This window comes from Streptomyces candidus (assembly GCF_014207445.1).
Classification (GTDB): domain Bacteria; phylum Actinomycetota; class Actinomycetes; order Streptomycetales; family Streptomycetaceae; genus Streptomyces; species Streptomyces candidus.
The window spans coordinates 126,304-143,624 of sequence record NZ_JACHEM010000003.1 but is presented as its reverse complement, the minus strand read 5'-3'; the positions used below and the strand labels follow the sequence as shown (position 1 = coordinate 143,624).

General features: G+C 72.4%; 18 protein-coding genes and 1 tRNA gene. 5 read left to right on the top strand and 14 right to left on the bottom strand.

Features of this window, described 5'->3' with window-relative positions:
- Positions 1–220 precede the first annotated feature (220 nt).
- Positions 221–1,495 (top strand): amidohydrolase family protein, encoded by a 1,275-nt coding sequence (locus tag HNQ79_RS06580; RefSeq protein WP_185027968.1) that lies wholly within the window; start codon positions 221–223, stop codon positions 1,493–1,495.
- A gap of 88 nt (positions 1,496–1,583) precedes the next feature.
- Positions 1,584–2,240 (top strand): SDR family oxidoreductase, encoded by a 657-nt coding sequence (locus HNQ79_RS06575; RefSeq protein ID WP_185027966.1) that lies wholly within the window; start codon positions 1,584–1,586, stop codon positions 2,238–2,240.
- 257 nt (positions 2,241–2,497) lie between these two features.
- Here the strand turns inward: HNQ79_RS06575 and HNQ79_RS06570 are convergent.
- Positions 2,498–2,579: transfer RNA gene (locus tag HNQ79_RS06570), tRNA-Tyr, on the bottom strand.
- Between the two features lie 190 nt (positions 2,580–2,769).
- Between HNQ79_RS06570 and HNQ79_RS06565 the strand changes: the two genes are divergently transcribed.
- The 3 genes from HNQ79_RS06565 to HNQ79_RS06555 all read left to right on the top strand — a co-directional run bounded on the left by HNQ79_RS06565 (position 2,770) and on the right by HNQ79_RS06555 (position 4,727).
- Complete coding sequence (locus HNQ79_RS06565) at positions 2,770–3,258, top strand: YajQ family cyclic di-GMP-binding protein (RefSeq protein WP_185027964.1); 489 nt, start codon at positions 2,770–2,772, stop codon at positions 3,256–3,258.
- 213 nt (positions 3,259–3,471) lie between these two features.
- Positions 3,472–3,978, top strand: a complete 507-nt coding sequence (locus HNQ79_RS06560) for a methylated-DNA--[protein]-cysteine S-methyltransferase (RefSeq protein ID WP_185027962.1) — start codon at positions 3,472–3,474, stop codon at positions 3,976–3,978.
- A 92-nt stretch (positions 3,979–4,070) separates the two neighbouring features.
- Positions 4,071–4,727, top strand: coding sequence for an alpha-ketoglutarate-dependent dioxygenase AlkB family protein (locus tag HNQ79_RS06555; protein WP_373312514.1), 657 nt, complete (start codon positions 4,071–4,073; stop codon positions 4,725–4,727).
- 15 nt (positions 4,728–4,742) lie between these two features.
- Here HNQ79_RS06555 and HNQ79_RS06550 read toward each other — a convergent pair whose 3' ends face one another.
- From HNQ79_RS06550 to HNQ79_RS06490, 13 genes are all read right to left on the bottom strand, one after another.
- Positions 4,743–5,015 carry a GlsB/YeaQ/YmgE family stress response membrane protein gene (locus tag HNQ79_RS06550; RefSeq protein ID WP_185027957.1) on the bottom strand — a complete coding sequence of 91 codons (273 nt, stop codon included), beginning with the start codon at positions 5,013–5,015 and terminating at the stop codon, positions 4,743–4,745.
- Positions 5,016–5,108: 93 nt separating this feature from the next.
- Positions 5,109–5,501, bottom strand: coding sequence for a YccF domain-containing protein (locus tag HNQ79_RS06545; protein ID WP_185027955.1), 393 nt, complete (start codon positions 5,499–5,501; stop codon positions 5,109–5,111).
- Positions 5,498–6,361, bottom strand: a complete 864-nt coding sequence (gene htpX, locus HNQ79_RS06540) for a zinc metalloprotease HtpX (protein ID WP_185027953.1) — start codon at positions 6,359–6,361, stop codon at positions 5,498–5,500. The genes HNQ79_RS06545 and htpX overlap by 4 nt, the downstream gene beginning before the upstream one ends.
- 157 nt (positions 6,362–6,518) lie before the next feature.
- Positions 6,519–8,135 (bottom strand): NADH-quinone oxidoreductase subunit N, encoded by a 1,617-nt coding sequence (locus HNQ79_RS06535; protein WP_229923365.1) that lies wholly within the window; start codon positions 8,133–8,135, stop codon positions 6,519–6,521.
- Positions 8,136–8,137: 2 nt separating this feature from the next.
- On the bottom strand, positions 8,138–9,712 hold the full coding sequence (locus tag HNQ79_RS06530) for a complex I subunit 4 family protein (protein WP_229923343.1): 1,575 nt from the start codon (positions 9,710–9,712) through the stop codon (positions 8,138–8,140).
- A 3-nt stretch (positions 9,713–9,715) separates the two neighbouring features.
- On the bottom strand, positions 9,716–11,752 hold the full coding sequence (locus HNQ79_RS06525) for an NADH-quinone oxidoreductase subunit 5 family protein (RefSeq protein WP_185027948.1): 2,037 nt from the start codon (positions 11,750–11,752) through the stop codon (positions 9,716–9,718).
- Positions 11,749–12,132 carry an NADH-quinone oxidoreductase subunit NuoK gene (gene nuoK / locus HNQ79_RS06520; RefSeq protein ID WP_185027946.1) on the bottom strand — a complete coding sequence of 128 codons (384 nt, stop codon included), beginning with the start codon at positions 12,130–12,132 and terminating at the stop codon, positions 11,749–11,751. Before nuoK ends, HNQ79_RS06525 begins: the two co-directional genes overlap by 4 nt.
- A complete protein-coding gene (locus HNQ79_RS06515) occupies positions 12,132–12,869 on the bottom strand; it encodes an NADH-quinone oxidoreductase subunit J family protein (protein ID WP_229923344.1) in 738 nt (245 codons plus the stop codon). Before HNQ79_RS06515 ends, nuoK begins: the two co-directional genes overlap by 1 nt.
- Entirely contained in the window at positions 12,866–13,453 is a 588-nt protein-coding gene (locus tag HNQ79_RS06510; protein ID WP_185027944.1) for a NuoI/complex I 23 kDa subunit family protein, read from the bottom strand. The genes HNQ79_RS06515 and HNQ79_RS06510 overlap by 4 nt, the downstream gene beginning before the upstream one ends.
- Before the next feature lie 2 nt (positions 13,454–13,455).
- A complete protein-coding gene (locus HNQ79_RS06505; RefSeq protein ID WP_185027942.1) occupies positions 13,456–14,424 on the bottom strand; it encodes a complex I subunit 1/NuoH family protein in 969 nt (322 codons plus the stop codon).
- Positions 14,421–16,022: an NADH-quinone oxidoreductase subunit C gene (locus HNQ79_RS06500; RefSeq protein WP_185027940.1), complete on the bottom strand. Its 1,602-nt coding sequence runs from the start codon at positions 16,020–16,022 to the stop codon at positions 14,421–14,423. Before HNQ79_RS06500 ends, HNQ79_RS06505 begins: the two co-directional genes overlap by 4 nt.
- Positions 16,019–16,666: an NADH-quinone oxidoreductase subunit B gene (locus HNQ79_RS06495; RefSeq protein WP_185027938.1), complete on the bottom strand. Its 648-nt coding sequence runs from the start codon at positions 16,664–16,666 to the stop codon at positions 16,019–16,021. Before HNQ79_RS06495 ends, HNQ79_RS06500 begins: the two co-directional genes overlap by 4 nt.
- The gene (locus tag HNQ79_RS06490; protein WP_185027936.1) at positions 16,657–17,061 is read right to left on the bottom strand and encodes an NADH-quinone oxidoreductase subunit A; all 405 of its coding nucleotides are present in this window, start codon (positions 17,059–17,061) and stop codon (positions 16,657–16,659) included. The genes HNQ79_RS06495 and HNQ79_RS06490 overlap by 10 nt, the downstream gene beginning before the upstream one ends.
- Between the last annotated feature and the right edge of the window lie 260 nt (positions 17,062–17,321).

Genomic DNA, 17,321 nt, shown 5'->3' with positions numbered 1-17,321 from the left:
ATCCATATCGGAGCCCCCGCGGGACGCCGGTAAAACGCCTCCCGCGCCCCCTTCGCACCACCCGTCCCGTAGGCCACCCGAGCCCACTCCGGTACGACTTTCGCGCTCCTCCCCGAAGCGCCGGAACACCGCCCCTAGGCTCGGCCGCACGCTGCGTGATCCTGGGTGCCGGCCACCGCCCCGCCGCGTCCCCTCCGTCCGAGTCCCCGCCAGGAGCGCGATGTCCGACAGTCAGCCGCAGCCGCCCCACCGCCCGGGGAACTCCGGCAGCTCCGGCTCCGACGACGGCCCGCGGCACGGCACCACCGCACTGCTGCTCAGCCGGGCCCGGCTCACCGACGGCCGCACGGTCGACGTACGGATCAGCGACGGGCTCATCGAAGCGGTCGGCACGGCGGGGAGCCTTTCCGCGCACGGCGCCTCCCGCGTGGATCTCGCCGGCTTCCTGCTGCTGCCCGCCCCCGCGGAGCCGCACGCGCACAGCGACACCGCGCTGACCGCCGACGTGGACGGACCGGTCTCGTACGCCGTCCAGGACGTGCAGCGGCGCGCCACCGAGGCCGCCCTGCTGCAGCTCGGGCACGGGGCGACGGCGCAGCGCTCGCATGTGCGCATCGGGGACGTGCGGGGGCTCGGGCCGATGGAGGCGGTGCTCCGGGCCCGGCGGTCGCTGCGCGGTCTGGTGGACCTGTCGGCGGTCGCGGTCCCCCGGCTGCTGACCGGAACGGCCGGGGCGGACGACCTGGCCATGCTGCGGGACGCCGTGAAGATGGGCGCCACGGCGGTGGGCGGCTGCCCGGACCTGGATCCGGACCCGACGGGGTACGTGGAGCGGGTGCTGGAGGTGGCGGCCGAGCAGGGCCGCCCGGTCGACCTGCACACGGAAGGCGACGACCCGGTCCGGCTGACGCGGCTCGCGGCGATGGCGGGCGGCCTGCGCCCCGGGGTGACGATCGGCCCCTGCGGCGGGCTCTCCCGGCTGCCGCTGGAGGTGGCGGTGCGGGCGGCAGACCAGTTGGCGGCGGCCGGGGTGGGCGTGGTGTGCCAGCCGCAGGGCGGCTGCGGCGGGGTGGAGCAGCGGGGGATCGCGCCGGTACGGCTGCTGCGGGCCGCCGGGGTGCGGCTCGCGGCGGGCAGCGGGGCCCTGCGGGACGTGGCGAACCCGGTGGGGCGCGGGGACCCGCTGGAGGCGGCGTACCTGCTGGCCTCGCAGTGCGGGATGCGGGCGCAGGACGCGTACGCGTCGGTGGCTGCGCTGGCACGGGAGGCGATGGGGCTGCCGGAGGTGCGCCTGGAGGCGGGGTTCCCGGCGGAGCTGGTGGCCGTACGGGGCGAGCGGCTGTCGGGAGTGCTGTCGCTGGCGTACAGCAGGATCGTGGTGCACCGGGGCCGGGTGGTGGCGCGGACCAGCGCGGTGCGCGAGTACTGCGACTCGGTGGCGGCCGTGGAGCTCGAACTTCCGCGCCAGGGGCGGGGAGGCGGGGCGGGCGCCTGAGGGCCGCCGGGCGCCCGTACAGCCGCTCGGAGGGTGGTACGGGCGGCACTCTGAGCGGCGGCGGCCGGGTGGGCGTACGGTCGGGAGCATGCGCACTGTCATCGCGGGTGGACATGGTCGGATCGCGTTGCGGCTGGAGCGTCTGCTCGCCGCGCGCGGAGGCGAGGTCGCGGGCATCGTCCGTGACCCGAAGCAGAGCGAGGACCTGCGGTCGGCGGGCGCCGAACCGGTCGTCCTCGACCTGGAGTCGGCCTCCGTGGAGGAGGTCGCGGCGGTTCTCCGGGGCGCCTCGGCGGCGGTCTTCGCGGCCGGGGCGGGGCCGGGCAGCGGGGTCGCACGGAAGGACACGGTGGACCGGGACGCGGCGGTCCTGTTCGCGGACGCGGCACAGCGGGCGGGGGTGCGCCGCTATGTGGTGGTGTCCTCGATGGGCGCCGACCCCCAGCACCCGGGCGACGACGTCTTCGACGTGTACCTGCGGGCCAAGGGGGCGGCGGACGCAGACGTCCGGGGCCGGGACGGTCTGGACTGGACGATCCTGCGGCCGGGGATGCTGACGGACGACGCGGGCACCGGCCTGGTGTCGCTGGGGGTCTCCACCGGGCGCGGGCCGGTCTCCCGGGACGACGTGGCGGCCGTACTTGCCGAGCTGCTGGAGACGCCCTCCACGGCCGGCCTGACGCTGGAGCTGATCGGCGGAAGCGTGCCGGTGTCGGTGGCGGTGAAGGACGTGGCCGGGAACTGAACACCGGGCCCCGCGACGGGCCCCGGTCCGCCGTGACGAAGAAGACGTACAGGACCGACCCGCGCCTGCGGCCGGACCCGCGCGAGTGGGAGACGGACTTGGCCTTCCGGCCGGCGGACCGAGGCTCCCGCCCGGCAAGACTCCCGGGACGGAAACCGGGGCCACCGGCGGCCAGGAACGGTCAGGGGGAGAGTCGCCCGCAGGGAAAACCCAAAGGCCCCTGATCCGCGTTTCCGCAGTTCAGGGGCCTTCTTTTGTGGCGGCGCCAGGATTCGAACCTGGGTAGGCTAAGCCGACGGATTTACAGTCCGTTCCCATTGGCCACTCGGGCACACCGCCATGGGACGTCTCCGTGGATCTTCGCCTCGCGGCGCTTTTCCCTGGGGACGACGTAAACGATACCCGATGACCAAGGGTGCTCCGCCACCGGATTGATCCGCGCCCGGCGTCCGGCCGGGTGGCTAGGCTTTGCCCCGTACCCCCGAGGCTTTACGCCGTACCCGTCACCCACACCAAGGAGCCACAGGACATGGCCGACTCCAGTTTCGACATCGTCTCGAAGGTCGAGCGGCAGGAGGTCGACAACGCCCTCAACCAGGCCGCGAAGGAGATCTCCCAGCGCTACGACTTCAAGAACGTCGGCGCCTCGATCTCCTGGTCCGGCGAGAAGATCCTGATGGAGGCGAACTCCGAGGAGCGCGTCAAGGCCATCCTCGACGTCTTCGAGACCAAGCTGGTCAAGCGCGGCATCTCGCTGAAGGTGCTGGACGCGGGCGAGCCGCAGCTGTCCGGCAAGGAGTACAAGATCTTCGCCTCCATCGAGGAAGGCATCTCGCAGGACAACGCGAAGAAGGTCGCCAAGATCATCCGCGACGAGGGCCCCAAGGGCGTCAAGGCGCAGGTGCAGGGCGACGAGCTGCGCGTCAGCTCCAAGAGCAGGGACGACCTCCAGGCGGTGCAGGCGCTGCTCAAGGGCAAGGACTTCGACTTCGCGATCCAGTACGTGAACTACCGCTGAGGCGGCACCGACACGACAGCGGTCTCCGGACGGGGGCGGTGGGCGGCTCCGGGCCGGCTGCCGCCCCGTTCGCGTGGGCGCGGCGGGGTGCGCGGCCCGGGACCGGTCGGCCGTGGTGGAGAGCCGTGTCCGAATACCGCCGGATCGCCGCTCGCCGGGGGCGCAGAATCGGGTCGGGAAGCGCGGTGGGCGCCGCGCGGAGAGGATGGGGACATGAGGGTCTACGCGCACCTCGACAGCCCGCTGGGCGAGCTGCTGCTGGTCGGCGAGGCGTCGGCGGTGGCACCGGGCGGGGTCGCCCTGTGCTCGCTGTCGGTGCCCGGACAGAAGGGCGGGGCCGGGCTCCAGAACGGGTGGCGGCACGCGCCGGAGGTGTTCGGTGCGGTGGCGGAGCAGCTGAAGGCGTACTTCGCCGGGGAGCTGCGCCGGTTCGATGTGGCGTACGCGCAGGGTTCGGGGACCGGGTTCCAGCGGCGCGTGTGGGCTGCGGTGGACGCGATCCCGTACGGGGAGACGACGTCGTACGGGAAGCTCGCCGCGTCGATCGGGGCATCCCGGCCGGCGGTCCGGGCGGTCGGCACCGCGATCGGGCGCAATCCGCTGCTGGTGCTGCGACCCTGTCACCGGATCCTCGGGGCGGACGGGTCGCTGGCGGGGTACGCGGGCGGGCTGGAACGCAAGCGGTGGCTGCTGGACCTGGAGGCGGGCACGCGGGCGTGAGCGGGAGGCGCTCGGCGGCGGGAGGCGCCGGTGTGCGATTGGCGTGAGCGGGATTGGCGTGAGCGGGAGGCCGTCGTGAGCGAGGGGCCGTGGTGAGCGGGCTGTTCTCGTTGCCGCGGGAGGAGGTGGCGCCCGGGGCCGTGCACGTGCCCGGGTGGCTGTCGGCGGAGCAGCAGCGGGAGCTGGTCGTGGTGTGCCGCGAGTGGGCTCGTGGGCCGGTGCCGATCCGGCGGACGAAGCTGCCGGGCGGCGGGGTCATGTCGGTGCGCTCGGTGGGCGTGGGGTGGCACTGGCAGCCGTACCGCTACTCGCGCACGGCGGACGACGTCAACGGCGCGCGGGTTGCCGCTTTCCCGGACTGGCTGGCCGACCTGGGCCGGCGCGCGCTGGTCGACGCCTACCTGGACGAGCACGCGGCGGACGGATACGCCCCGGACGCCGGGCTGATCAACTTCTATGGCGGCGACGCCCGGATGGGCATGCACCAGGACCGGGAGGAGCGGTCCGGTGCGCCGGTGGTGTCGCTGAGCATCGGCGACAGCTGCGTCTTCCGTTTCGGCAATACGGAGAACCGCGGTCGCCCCTACCGGGACGTGGAGCTGGGGTCCGGGGATCTCTTCGTGTTCGGGGGGCCTTCGCGCTTCGCGTACCACGGGGTGCCGAAGGTGCGGCCCGGGACGGGTGATCCGGCGACCGGGCTGGCCGGTGGCCGGCTGAACATCACGTTGCGGGTGACGGGACTCGGCTGACCGGCGTCGGCGCCGTCACCGGTGCGAGCGGGAGTGGCCGAAGAGTAGCCGGTAGGCGATGAGCAGGACGAGCGAGCCGCCGACGGCCGCGATCCAGGTCGGACCGTCGTAGAACTGGTTGGCGATCTCCCGGTCGAGGAAGCGGGTGGAGATCCAGCCGCCGAGGAAGGCGCCCGCGATGCCGATCAGTGTGGTGCCGACCAGCCCGCCCGGGTCGCGGCCGGGCAGCAGGACCTTGGCGATGACTCCGGCAATCAGGCCGAGGACGATCCAGCCGACGATGCTCATGTGGGTCCCCCGTGGGTTCGTGCGGTGCGCGCGCGTGACACGTGTGTTCTCTCGTAGAGGAGGACGCAGCCGACGGCGCGGGGGTTGCGCAGGTCAGCGGGCGCCGAAGGGCTGGTCGGTGGGGACGATCTCCTTGCCCAGCGGCAGCAGGGACACCGGGATGAGTTTGAAGTTGGCGACGCCGAACGGAATGCCGATGACCGTGACGCACAGGGCGATGCCGGTGACGATGTGACCGAGCGCCAGCCACCAGCCCGCGAGGACCAGCCACAGGACGTTGCCGACGCAGGACGGGGCGCCCGCGTCCCGGCGGTCCACGACGGTCTGCCCGAAGGGCCACAGGGCGTACAGGCCGATGCGGAAGGCGGCCAGGCCGAACGGGATGCCGATGACCGTGACGCACAGCAGGAGTCCGGCGACCAGGTAGCCCAGGAAGAGCCAGAAGCCGCTCAGGACCAGCCAGATGAGGTTGAGGAGTGTCTTCACGGGCGGGGGCCTGCCATCCGTTCGAGTCGGGCGATGCGTTCCGCCATGGGCGGGTGGGTCGAGAACAGCTTCGCCGTGCCCCCGCCGGGACGGAACGGGTTCGCGATCATCATGTGGCTCGCGGTCTCGATCCGCGGTTCGGGGGGCAGCGGCAGTTGTTTCGTACCCGCGTCGAGCTTGCGCAATGCGCTGGCCAGGGCGAGGGGATCGCCGGTGAGCTGGGCGCCGGAGGCGTCGGCCTCGTATTCGCGGGAGCGGCTGACGGCGAGCTGGATGATCGAGGCGGCCATGGGGCCCAGGATCATGATCAGCAGCATGCCGAAGATGCCGGGGCCCTCGTTGTCGTTGGACCTGCCGACGGGGATCAGCCACGCGAAGTTGACCAGGAACATCACGACGGAGGCGAGGGCTCCGGCGACCGAGGAGATCAGGATGTCCCGGTTGTAGACGTGACTGAGTTCGTGACCGATGACGCCGCGCAGTTCGCGTTCGTCGAGGATCTGGAGGATGCCCTCGGTGCAGCAGACCGCGGCGTTGCGCGGGTTGCGGCCGGTGGCGAAGGCGTTGGGGGCCTGGGTGGGCGAGATGTAGAGGCGGGGCATCGGCTGGCGGGCGGCGGTGGAGAGCTCGCGGACCATGCGGTAGAGCTGGGGCGCCTCGAACTCGCTGACGGGGCGGGCGCGCATGGCGCGCAGGGCCAGCTTGTCGCTGTTCCAGTACGCGTACGCGTTGGTGCCGAGTGCCACGCAGAGCGCGACGAGCAGTCCCGTACGGCCGAAGAAGCTGCCGATGACGAGGATGAGCGCGGACAGTCCCCCGAGGAGTGCGGCTGTCTTCAACCCGTTGTGCCGGCGGTGCACGGTACGCCCTCCAGATGGTGCGGCAGGGGAACACCTGAGTCGGTGGTTCTTCCACTGGTCAGTGGACCTTCCTTACCTGGTCAACGCCAGGCGGAGGTCGCTAGTTCCCTTGTGCATCAAGGAGGGGGGCTGAGCCGTTCGGGTGGGTGGGGCGCGGCTACTGGAAGAGGTTGCCGGTGGCGAAGCGGAGGATGAGCTGCGGGACGCCGGAGAGGACGATGCCGGCGGCGAAGGTCAGGACGATCGCCAGCGCGAGGGGAACGGGGACGGGGAGCGCGGGCCGACGGGGCGCTCCTCCGCCCTCTGCGGGCGCCGGGGTGCCCGCTGCGGACTCCTGGGAGGCCGGTGCGCCGTCGGGGGTGCGGAAGAGCAGTGCCGTCCACTGGAGGTAGTAGAACAGCGCGATCACGACGTTCACGGCCATGACGACGGCCAGCCAGCCGAGGCCCGCGTCGACCGCGGCCGAGAAGACGGCGACCTTCGCGAAGAGGCCGATGATGCCCGGGGGCAGGCCGGCCAGGCACAGCAGGAAGAAGCCCAGGGCGAGCGCGGCCAGGGGGTTGGTGGCGTACAGGCCCCGGTAGTCGGCGAGCCGGTGCAGGGGCCTCGTACGGGCGACGACGGCGGCCACGGCGAACGCGCCGAGGTTCACGACGGCGTACATCAGGGCGTACGCGACGGTGGAGCCGATCTGGGTGTCGCTGGTGTAGGCGGCCGCCGCGATCGGGACCAGGAGATAGCCGGCCTGTCCGACGGACGACCAGGCGAGGAGCCGGATCGCGCCACGCGCGCGGGTGGCGGACTGGCGCAGGGCGGCGACGTTGCCGACGGTCATGGTGAGAGCCGCGAGGACGGCGAGCGCCGGGCCCCAGACGTCGGCGTACGACGGGAAGGCGACGACGGTGACGAGGATGAGCCCCGAGAAGCCGACCGCCTTGCCGACGACGGACAGGTAGGCGGCGACCGGGAGGGGTGCGCCGACGTAGGTGTCGGGGACCCAGAAGTGGAAGGGCGCCGCGGCGGTCTTGAAGGCGAAGCCGACGAGGGTCAGCGCGACGCCCGCCTGGGCGAGGGTGTCGAGCTGGGCGGGGACGTCGTCGAGGCGGGTGGCGATCTCGGTGAGGTGCATCGTGCCGGTCGTCGCGTACACGAAGCTGACGCCGAGAAGCATGACGGCGGTCGCGGTGACCGAGGAGAGGAAGAACTTCAGGGCCGCTTCGGAGGACCGCTTGTCGCCACGGCGCAGCCCGACGAGGGCGAAGGCGGGCAGGGAGGCGACTTCGAGGGCGACGACGAGGGTGGCGAGGTCGCGGGAGGCGGGCAGCAGGGCCGCTCCGGCCGCGGAGGACAGCAGCAGGAACCAGTACTCGCCCGCGGGGATCCGTGTGTCGTCCTTGGCGGCGGTGATCGACAGAAGTGCGGTGAGCAGGGCGCCGCCGAGGACGAGGGCCTGGACGGCCAGGGCGAAGTGGTCGGCGGTGTAGCTGCACGCCGTGGCGTCGTCGACCAGGCAGAAGGTGGTGCGGTCGCCCTTGCGGAGGGGGATCAGGGCGAGCAGTGCGACGACGAGGCCCGCGACCGAGGCGAGGCCCAGCAGGTGCTTGCGGCTCTCCCGTACGAAGAGGTCGGCGACCAGGACCAGGAGGGCGACGGCCGCCACGACGACGGGCGGGAGGATGGCGAGCCAGTCGATGCTCTGGACGACGGACTCGGCGGCCGTCCGGGCGGGGCCGGTGGCACCGGTGACGGCCACGGTGACGGCTTCTGCGGCCACGGTCACGACTTGCCTCCTGCGAGGAGCTTCTGGACGGCCGGGTCGGTGAGGCCGAGGAGGACTGCGGGCCAGAGGCCGGCGAGGACGGTGAGGGCGACGAGCGGGGTCCAGGCGGCGAACTCGTAGCCCTGGACGTCGGCGACGGGTCCGGCGTTCGCCCGCCGCTGCCCCATGCAGACGCGGCGCACGACGATCAGCAGGTACGCGGCGGTGAGGAGCGTCCCGAAGCCGGCGACGGCCATGAAGGTGAGGAACGCGGGTCGGCTGAGCCCTTCGGCGGGGTCGAACGCGCCGAACATGGTGAGCATCTCGCCCCAGAATCCGGCGAGTCCGGGCAGTCCGAGGGAGGCGACGGCGCCGAAGGCCAGGAGGGCGCCGAAGCGGGGGGCGCTGCCGTAGAGGGCGGCGCCGGTGGCCCCGGCGAGGGTGTCCAGGTCCGCGGTGCCGTAGCGGTCCTTGAGCGCGCCGACCAGGAAGAACAGCAGGCCGGTGATCAGGCCGTGGGCGATGTTGGCGAAGAGTGCGCCGTTGACGCCGGTGGGGGTCATCGAGGCGATGCCGAGGAGGACGAAGCCCATGTGGCCGACGGAGGAGTACGCGATGAGGCGCTTCAGGTCGCCGTTGTTCCCCTTGCGGGCCAGGGAGAGGCAGGCGAGGGATCCGTAGACGATGCCCACGACCGCGAAGGCGGCCAGGTAGGGGGCGAAGGTGTGCATGCCTTCGGGGGCGATCGGCAGGGCGATGCGGACGAAACCGTACGTGCCCATCTTCAGCAGCACTCCGGCGAGGAGGACCGAACCGACGGTCGGGGCGGCCGTGTGGGCGTCCGGGAGCCAGCTGTGCAGGGGCCACATCGGGGTCTTGACCGCGAGGCCGGCGGCGATCGCGAGAACTGCTGTGACCTGCACGGACGTTGTCAGGCCGCGGCCGTTGTCAGTGGCGAGTGCCACCATGTCGAATGTGCCGGACTTCAGGCCGATGAGGAGGAGGCCGAGCAGCATCACGACGGAGCCGAGCAGGGTGTAGAGGATGAACTTCCAGGCCGCCCGCGTGCGTTGGGCGCCTCCCCAGCGTGCGATGAGGAAGTACATCGGGATGAGGACCATCTCGAAGGCCAGGAAGAACAGGATCAGGTCGAGGACGGCGAAGGTGGCGAGGGTGCCGGACTCCAGGACGAGCAGGAGCGCGACGAATGCCTTCGGGGACGGGCCCGCGGGCATCTTGAAGTAGCTGTAGAGCGCGCAGAGGAAGGTCAGTAGCGCGGTCAGCACGAGGAGGGGGAGCGAGATGCCGTCGACGCCGAGGTGGATCCGGATGTCGAGCGCCGGAATCCAGTGGAGGTTGGTCGTCGCCTGCATCCTCGCGGGGCGGCTGTGGTCGAAGCCGAGCACGAGGACGATCGCGGCGAGGAGGACGGCGCCGGTGACGACGATCCCGTGCCGCAGGACGGCCTGGTCGGGGCTCTTGCCCTTGAGCCCCGGGGGTGCCGGGAGGAGGGCGGCGGCCGCGCCGACGAGCGGGCCGGCGACGATCAACGCCAGGAGGAACTGCATCACGGATTCGCTGATATCGATCATGGCTCACGCTCCGGCGGCGGCGACGAGGACGGCGGCGATCGCCAGGACGACGGACCCGGCGAGCAGGGCGCCGAGGTAGGTCTGCACGTTGCCGGTCTGGGCACGCCGGACGGCGGTGCCGAGCCAGCGCGGGAGGGTGCGGGCGCCTCGTACGTAGGTCTCGACGACCTCGCGGTCCAGGAAGCGGACCAGTTCGGCGGCGGCCCGTACCGGACGGACGAAAAGGGTGGCGTAGAGGGCGTCCAGGTGGAAGCCGGTGGCCGCGTGGCGGTGCAGGGGGCCGAGGAGGAGACGGCCGGGGTCGCCGGGGTCGGGGGCTGGGGCGAGGTCGCCGTAGGCCGCCGATGGGGTCTCCCCTGCTCGAACGGAGTTGAGAGCTCGGGGAAGGGTGGCGATGGCCGCCTCCTCGGAGGTGGCGGGGTCCGCGTCCGGGTGCGCGGCGACCGCGCCGAGGGGCACGCTGCCGTCCGCCCGGTAGCGCAGGGCGCGCCAGGCGGCGTACGTCATGATGCCGCCCACGGCGGCGACGCCGGTGCCGAGGACGGCGGTGGTGACGGTGGGGGTGAGGGCGTGCACGTCGAACCAGCCCGCGAGCTGTCCGACGGCCAGGCCGAGGGCGAGGGAGGGGACGGCGAGGACCCACAGGACCGCGCTCATCGCGATCGGCTGACGGCCGTGGTCCGGGGCGGCGGGGCCGTGGCCGCGGAAGGCGAGGAGCCAGAGGCGGGTGGCGTACGCGGCGGTGAGGAGTGCGGTGAGCAGACCGGAGAGCAGGACGATCCAGCCGGCGCCGGCCGGGGCGGTGACGGAGTCGCCGAGGGCGGTGTGTTCGGCGGCGACCAGGACGGCTTCCTTGGAGAAGAAGCCGGCGAACGGGGGCATCGCGGCGAGGGCGAGGAGCGCGATCGTCATCGTCCAGTAGGCGTCCGGGATGCGCTTCGGAAGGCCGCCCATGCGGGACATGGCGGACAGGGAGTTGGTGCCGGCGGCGTGGATGATCACGCCGGCGCCGAGGAAGAGGAGGGCCTTGAACGCACCGTGCGACAGGAGGTGGAAGACGGCGGCACCGCGGTCGCCGACGGCGAGGGCGCCGGTCATGTAACCGAGCTGGCCGATCGTCGAGTACGCCAGGACGCGTTTGATGTCGTCCTGGGCAAGGGCGGCGAGGGCCGAGCCGACCATGGTGACCGCGGCCAGCACCGCCAGGACGGTCATGGCGGCGGCGGAGGCGGCGAAGACGGGAAGGAGGCGGGCCACGAAGTAGACGCCGGCGGCGACCATCGTCGCGGCGTGGATCAGCGCGGAGACGGGCGTGGGGCCCGCCATCGCGTCCGGCAGCCAGGTGTGCAGCGGGAACTGCGCCGACTTGCCCGCCACACCCGCGATGAGGAGAAGCGCGATGACCGTGGGGTGCTGGAGGCCGCCGGTGGCGACGGTGTCCAGGATGCCGGTGATGCGGAACGTACCGGCGTCGGCGGCGAGGGCGAACAGGCCGAACAGGAAGGGGACGTCGCCGAGCTTGGTGACCAGGAACGCCTTGAGGGAGGCGGCGCGGGCTTCGGGCGTCTCCCAGTAGTGGCCGACGAGGAAGTACGAGCAGATGCCCATGACCTCCCAGCCGACCAGCAGCACCATCAGGTCGCCGGAGTAGACGACGAGCAGCATCGCGGAGGTGAAGAGGGAGACGAGTGCCGCGTACGAGGCGTAGCGGGGGTCGTCGCGCAGGTAGGCCGTCGAGTAGACCTGGACGCAGGTCGCGACGACGGTCACCAGGACGGCGACGAGGGCCGCGAAGCCGTCGATGTGCAGGGCGAGGTCGATGGGGACGGAGCCGGTCGGGGTGAGCCGGGTGGCGGCGTCGATCACCTTCCCGCCGCCCTGGTGCACGGCGACGGTGAGCGCGAGGGCCAGTGCGGCGAGCGTCGGGAGGATCGCCAGCGGGCGTGCGAAGCCGCCGGCCCTGCGCCCGACGAGCAGGCCGGCGGCGGCGCCCAGGAACGGGAGCAGGGGGACGAGGACGGCGAGGGTCGGGGTGGTCACGCGGCGGCCTCTGCCTTCTGTGCCGGGCCGTCGGGGGCTTCGGTGGCGTCGTCGGGGTCGTGGTCTTCGCCTGCCGTCTCGGCGGTGTCGCGGAGCTTGTCGATGTCCGAGGTGCCGCGGTTGCGGTACACCATCAGGACGATCGCCAGCCCGATGCCGATCTCGGCGGCGGCGATGGCGATGGTGAAGAGGGTGAGGGCCTGGCCGGAGTGCAGGGTGTCACGGAGCCAGACGTCGAAGGCGACCAGGTTGAGGTTGACGGCGTTGAGCATCAGCTCGACGGACATCAGGACCAGGATCGCGTTGCGGCGGGCGAGGACTCCGTACAGGCCGACGCAGAAGAGGAGGGCGGCGAGGACCGCCGGGTAGGCGAGGTGCATCAGCGCTGCTCCTTCTGCGGCGGCTCGCTGGGATCCGCCGTCGGGGGGCGGCCGGGGGCCTCCTGCGCCGGCCGGCTGCGGGTCTCCTTCGCGGGCCGGCCGGGGGTCCGCGTCCGTCGGCCCGGGTTCGGCCTCCCGGGCTCACCGGCGGACCCGGGCCCACCCGTGGTGCCGGGCTCGGCGGCCGCCGCGTTCTTGCGGGAGAGGACGATCGCTCCGACCAGCGCCGCCAGCAGCAGGACGGAGAGCGCTTCGAAGGGGAGCACCCAGTGCTGGAAGAGGATCCGGCCGGTCACCTCGGTGGAGCCCTGGACGGGCCCTTCCAGGTCGATCCAGGTGTGGCGGAACGCGTCGACGACCACCCAGACGAGGGCCGCGCCCGCCGCGACGGCCACCGCGAGGGCGACCGGGCGGTTGCCCGAGTCCGCGTCCGGTGAGCGGCCGATGGGAGCTCTGGTGAGCATCAGGCCGAACAGGAGAAGGACGACGACGGAGCCGACGTAGATCAGGACCTGGACCCAGGCGATGAACTCGGCCGTGAGCAGCAGGTATTCGACGGCGAGGCCGCCGAGGGCGACGACCAGCCACAGGGCGGCGTGCACGAGCTGCTTGGTGGTGACCGTGATGACCGCCGCGCCGAGGGTGACGACGCCGACGAGCAGGAACGCGATCTCGACGCCGCTCGGGGAGAGGAAGCCGGGGCCTGTCGCGGCGAGGACGCTGGTGGTCGTGATCACGCCGGTCCCTCCTGTTCCCGGGCGGTCTGCTGTCCCCGGGCCGCTTCGGCCTCCGCCGCCTGCTGCGCTTCGAGCTTGTCGGCGGTCTTGCGGGCGGCCGCGATCTCCTTCGGTTCCTCCGCGCCCGGATCGAGGGCGGGGGGCTCCGGTACGGTCCACATCCACTCGCGGAGCTTGTCCCGCTCGTGGGTGAGTTCGTGGATGTCGGTTTCCGCGTACTCGAACTCCGGCGACCAGAACAGGGCGTCGAAGGGGCAGACCTCGATGCAGATCCCGCAGTACATGCACAGCGAGAAGTCGATCGCGAAGCGGTCGAGGACGTTGCGGCTGCGCTCGCGTCCGCCGGGGGCGGCGGGCGGCATCGTCTCCTTGTGGGAGTCGATGTAGATGCACCAGTCGGGGCATTCTCGGGCGCACAGCATGCAGACCGTGCAGTTCTCCTCGAACAGGCCGATCACCCCGCGCGTGCGGGGCGGGAGTTCGGGCTGGGTCTCGGGGTACTGCGCGGTGACGGTCTTCTTCGTCATCGTGCGGAGGGTGACGGCGAGGCCCTTGGCCAGGCCGCTCCCGGGGATGGGTGCCATGACTACTGGATCGCCACCTTCACGATGCCGGTGAGCGCGATCTGCGCGAGTGCGAGCGGGATGAGTACGGTCCAGGACAGCTTCTGGAGCTGGTCCTCGCGCAGGCGCGGGTAACTGACCCGCAGCCAGATCACGACGAACGCGAGGACCGCGGTCTTGAGCAGGGTCCAGACCCAGCCGAGGCCGTCGGCCCCCCAGGGTCCGTGCCAGCCGCCGAGGAACAGGACGGTGGTCAGGCCGCAGACGATGACGATGCCCGCGTACTCGGCGAGCAGGAACAGCGCGAAGCGCAGGCCCGTGTACTCCGTGTACGCGCCGAAGATGATCTCCGAGTCGGCGATCGGGGCGTCGAACGGCGGGCGTTGCAGCTCCGCGAGTCCGGCGGTGAAGAAGACGAGCGCGCCGATGATCTGCCAGGGCAGCCACCACCACTCCCAGGCGTTCAGAATGCCGCCGAGGGAGACCGTGCCGGCCGCCATCGCCACGGAGGCGGCGGCGAGCAGCATGGGGAGTTCGTACGCGAGGAGCTGCGCGGCGGTGCGCAGACCGCCGAGGAGCGAGAACTTGTTGGCCGAGGCCCAGCCCGCCATCAGGGAACCGAGCACGCCGACGCCCATGACGGCGAGCACGTAGAAGATGCCCGCGTCGATGTGCTGACCGACGGCGCTCTCGCTCGGGCCGATGGGGATGACGAGCAGCACCAGGAGGTACGGGAGGAGCGCGAGGGCGGGGGCGAGCTGGAAGATACGGCGGTCGGCCCCGGCGGGGACGATGTCTTCCTTCTGCGCGAACTTCACGCCGTCGGCGACGAGCTGGGCCCAGCCGTGGAAGCCGCCCGCGTACATGGGACCGAGGCGGCCCTGCATGTGCGCCATCACCTTGTGCTCGGTCTGGCCGACCAGCAGGGGCAGGACCAGAAAGAGGACGAAGACGAGGAGCAGGCGGAGGGCGACGTCGAGTACGTCGTTCACGCGGGATCGCCTCCGGCGGGGGTGGGTGGAGTGTCGTCGGGCTCGGGCTCGGGCTCGGGCGCGGGCCGGCGGCCGGTGGTGTCCGCGTTGCGCTCGGTTCGGCGGGCGGCGGTGTCGGGCTCGGGCTCGTTCCGGTGCTTGGAGGTGCCCGCGTCGGGTTCGGGCAGACGGTCGGTGGTGTCTGCGTCGGCCGCGGCCGGGCGGTCCCCCTCCTGGCCGGTCCGGTGGGTGGGCTCTGGGCCCGGGTCGGCGCGCCGGGCGAGGGCCGGGTCCTCGAAAGCGGGGCGGGCATGGTGCCACGGGGCGTCGAAGCTGCGTACCGCCGGAGGGGCGGAGTCCGGTAGGGCGGCCTCCGGCCGGGCGGATTCCGGTACGGCGGACTGCGCTGCGTCGGGCTCCGGTACGGCCGCCTCCGGGGTGGCGGACCCCGTCGTGCCGGGATCCGGTGCGTCGGGCTCGGACACGCGCGGCTCGGTCATGCCGGGCTCGGACACGTCTGGCTCAGACACACCCGGCTCGGACACCTCTGACGCCGACACGCCCAGCTCGGACACAACCGGCTCGGACACAACCGGCTCGGACACGCTGCGCTCCGCCGGTGTCCGCTCCGACGCGGGGCGTGCCTGGGCGGCGGGCTCCGTGACGGAGGGTTCGGATGAGGCAGGTCCGGAGTCGGGAGGCGTCTGCGTCCCGGACCCCGGTGCGGCGGCCTGCGATGCCGAACCCTGGCTCACGCTGCGGGAACGACGGGCCGGAGCGGCCGTCTGCGAAGCCGGTGTGTCCGAAGCCGCTCCCGGCGACTGGGATGCCGAACCCTCGGTCACGCTGCGGGAACGCCGGGTCGTGCCAGCCGCAGCCGCAGGGGCAGCCGGCGCACCCGACGTGGTGTCCGGCGATGCCTGCGACGCCGAGCCCTCGGTCGCGCTGCGGGTGCGGCGGGCGGGGCGGTCCGTGGCCGCTCCCGTGCGGGCGCCGGCGCCCGCGGCTCGGGCGCCCCGGGCCGGGCGGGCCGCGGCGGCCGGGAGTTGTCCCTTGAGGGGGCCCCATTCGTTCGGGTCGGGGACGCCCGGCGGGAGCATCTGCCGCCGCTTGGGGCCGCCGTGGTCCGACTCGCCGGGCTCCTTCGCACCGGGCCACGCCTTGGCGACGCGGGCGGCCAGCACGAAATCCTTGCGCAGGGGGTGGCCCTCGAAGGTGTCCGGGAGGAGGAGCGGCGCGAGGTGCGGGTGGTCGGTGAACGCGATGCCGAACATCTCGTGTGTCTCGCGCTCGTGCCAGCCCGCGCCCGCGTAGACCCCGGTGGCCGTGGGCAGGACGGCGGCGCTGTGCGGCACGGTCGTACGGATGAGCAGGCGGCGTACCGTACGGCCTTCGAGGGAGACCACGTGGGCGGAGACGAGGAAACCGGTGCCGGGCTCGTCGACCGCGCTGAGCCAGTCGAAGTACGTGCACCCGAGCTCGTCCCTGGCGGTCTCCAGGGCGGTGATCCACGAGCCGGCGGGCACGTCGACGGTCAGCAGGTCGTACGCGTGCCCGGCCGTGGCCTCCTCGCCGAAGACCTCGGTGACGGAGTCGGGCAGGCCGTCGTAGGCGCTCACTGGCCACCAACTCCCGGTGCGGGTGCGGGCGGAGGGCTCACCAGGTCGCTCTGCAGATAGGCAACGGACGGGCGGCCCGCCGAGTTCCCGTAGCGGTCGGCGAGGGACTCGCGGGCGATTTTCTCCTGGAGCTTGAGGATGCCCTGGAGCAGCGCTTCGGGACGGGGCGGGCAGCCGGGTACGTACACGTCGACCGGGATGATCTGGTCGACGCCCTTGGTGACGGCGTACGAGTCCCAGTACGGGCCGCCGCAGTTGGAGCAGGCGCCGAAGGAGATCACGTACTTGGGTTCGGGCATCTGCTCGTACAGCCGCTTGACGGCCGGGGCCATCTTGTCGGTGACGGTGCCCGAGACGATCATGAGGTCGGCCTGGCGCGGGCCGGGCGCGAAGGGGATCACGCCGAGCCGGATGAAGTCGTGGCGGGCCATGGACGCCGCGATGAACTCGATCGCGCAGCAGGCCAGGCCGAAGTTGAACACCCAGAGGCTGTAGCGGCGGCCCCAGTTGAGGACCACCTTCATCGGCTCGGGCGCGAGGCGGGAGAGGACTCCGAGGCGCTGCGGCGCGGGGAGGTCCACCGGTGCGCCCTTCGGGTCCGGAGCGGGAGTTGCGGCGGGGGTCACGGCGGGGGTCACGTCCATTCGAGGACGCCCTTCTTGTATGCGTACAGCAGGCCCACGGCCAGGAAGCCGAGGAAGACGAACATCTCGACCAGAGTCGTGGCGCCGTAGCCGGGCGCCGCGAAGACCGTCGCCCACGGGAAGAGGAAGATCGAGTCGACGGCGAAGATCACGTACAGGAACGCGTAGACGTAGTAACGGACCTGGGTGTGCGCCCAGCCCTCGCCGACGGGGTCGACTCCGCACTCGTACGTCATGAGCTTCTCGGGGGTGGGCACCACGGGGCGCAGCAGGCGACCCGCCCCGAAGGCCACCGCGACGAAGAGCACGCCGAGGGCCGCGAGCAGGCCGACCACCGAGTAGCTCTGGAAGTAGTCGGCGGCGAGCACGGGGGCGTCCGCCGCGGGCTGTGGCATCGCGTCCTGCGGCCTCACGTGCGCCGCCGCCCTTCGATCGGCACGGTCGGTTCCGGCACGTCCCGTCCCTCCGGTCGTCGATCTGTCACGCACGGGAGTCTAGGGCCTGGTTGCGGCTTCGCCGGTGCCGGATGAGCCGGGAACTTGGCGAAGGTCCGGTGCGTGCTCGCGTCCGGGGAACGAGGGCCCGCCGGGAGGGCCGGGGTGGGGTTGTCCCCACCCCGGCTCCCCCGCCCACCCCATGGCGCGGGGTTGCGCGG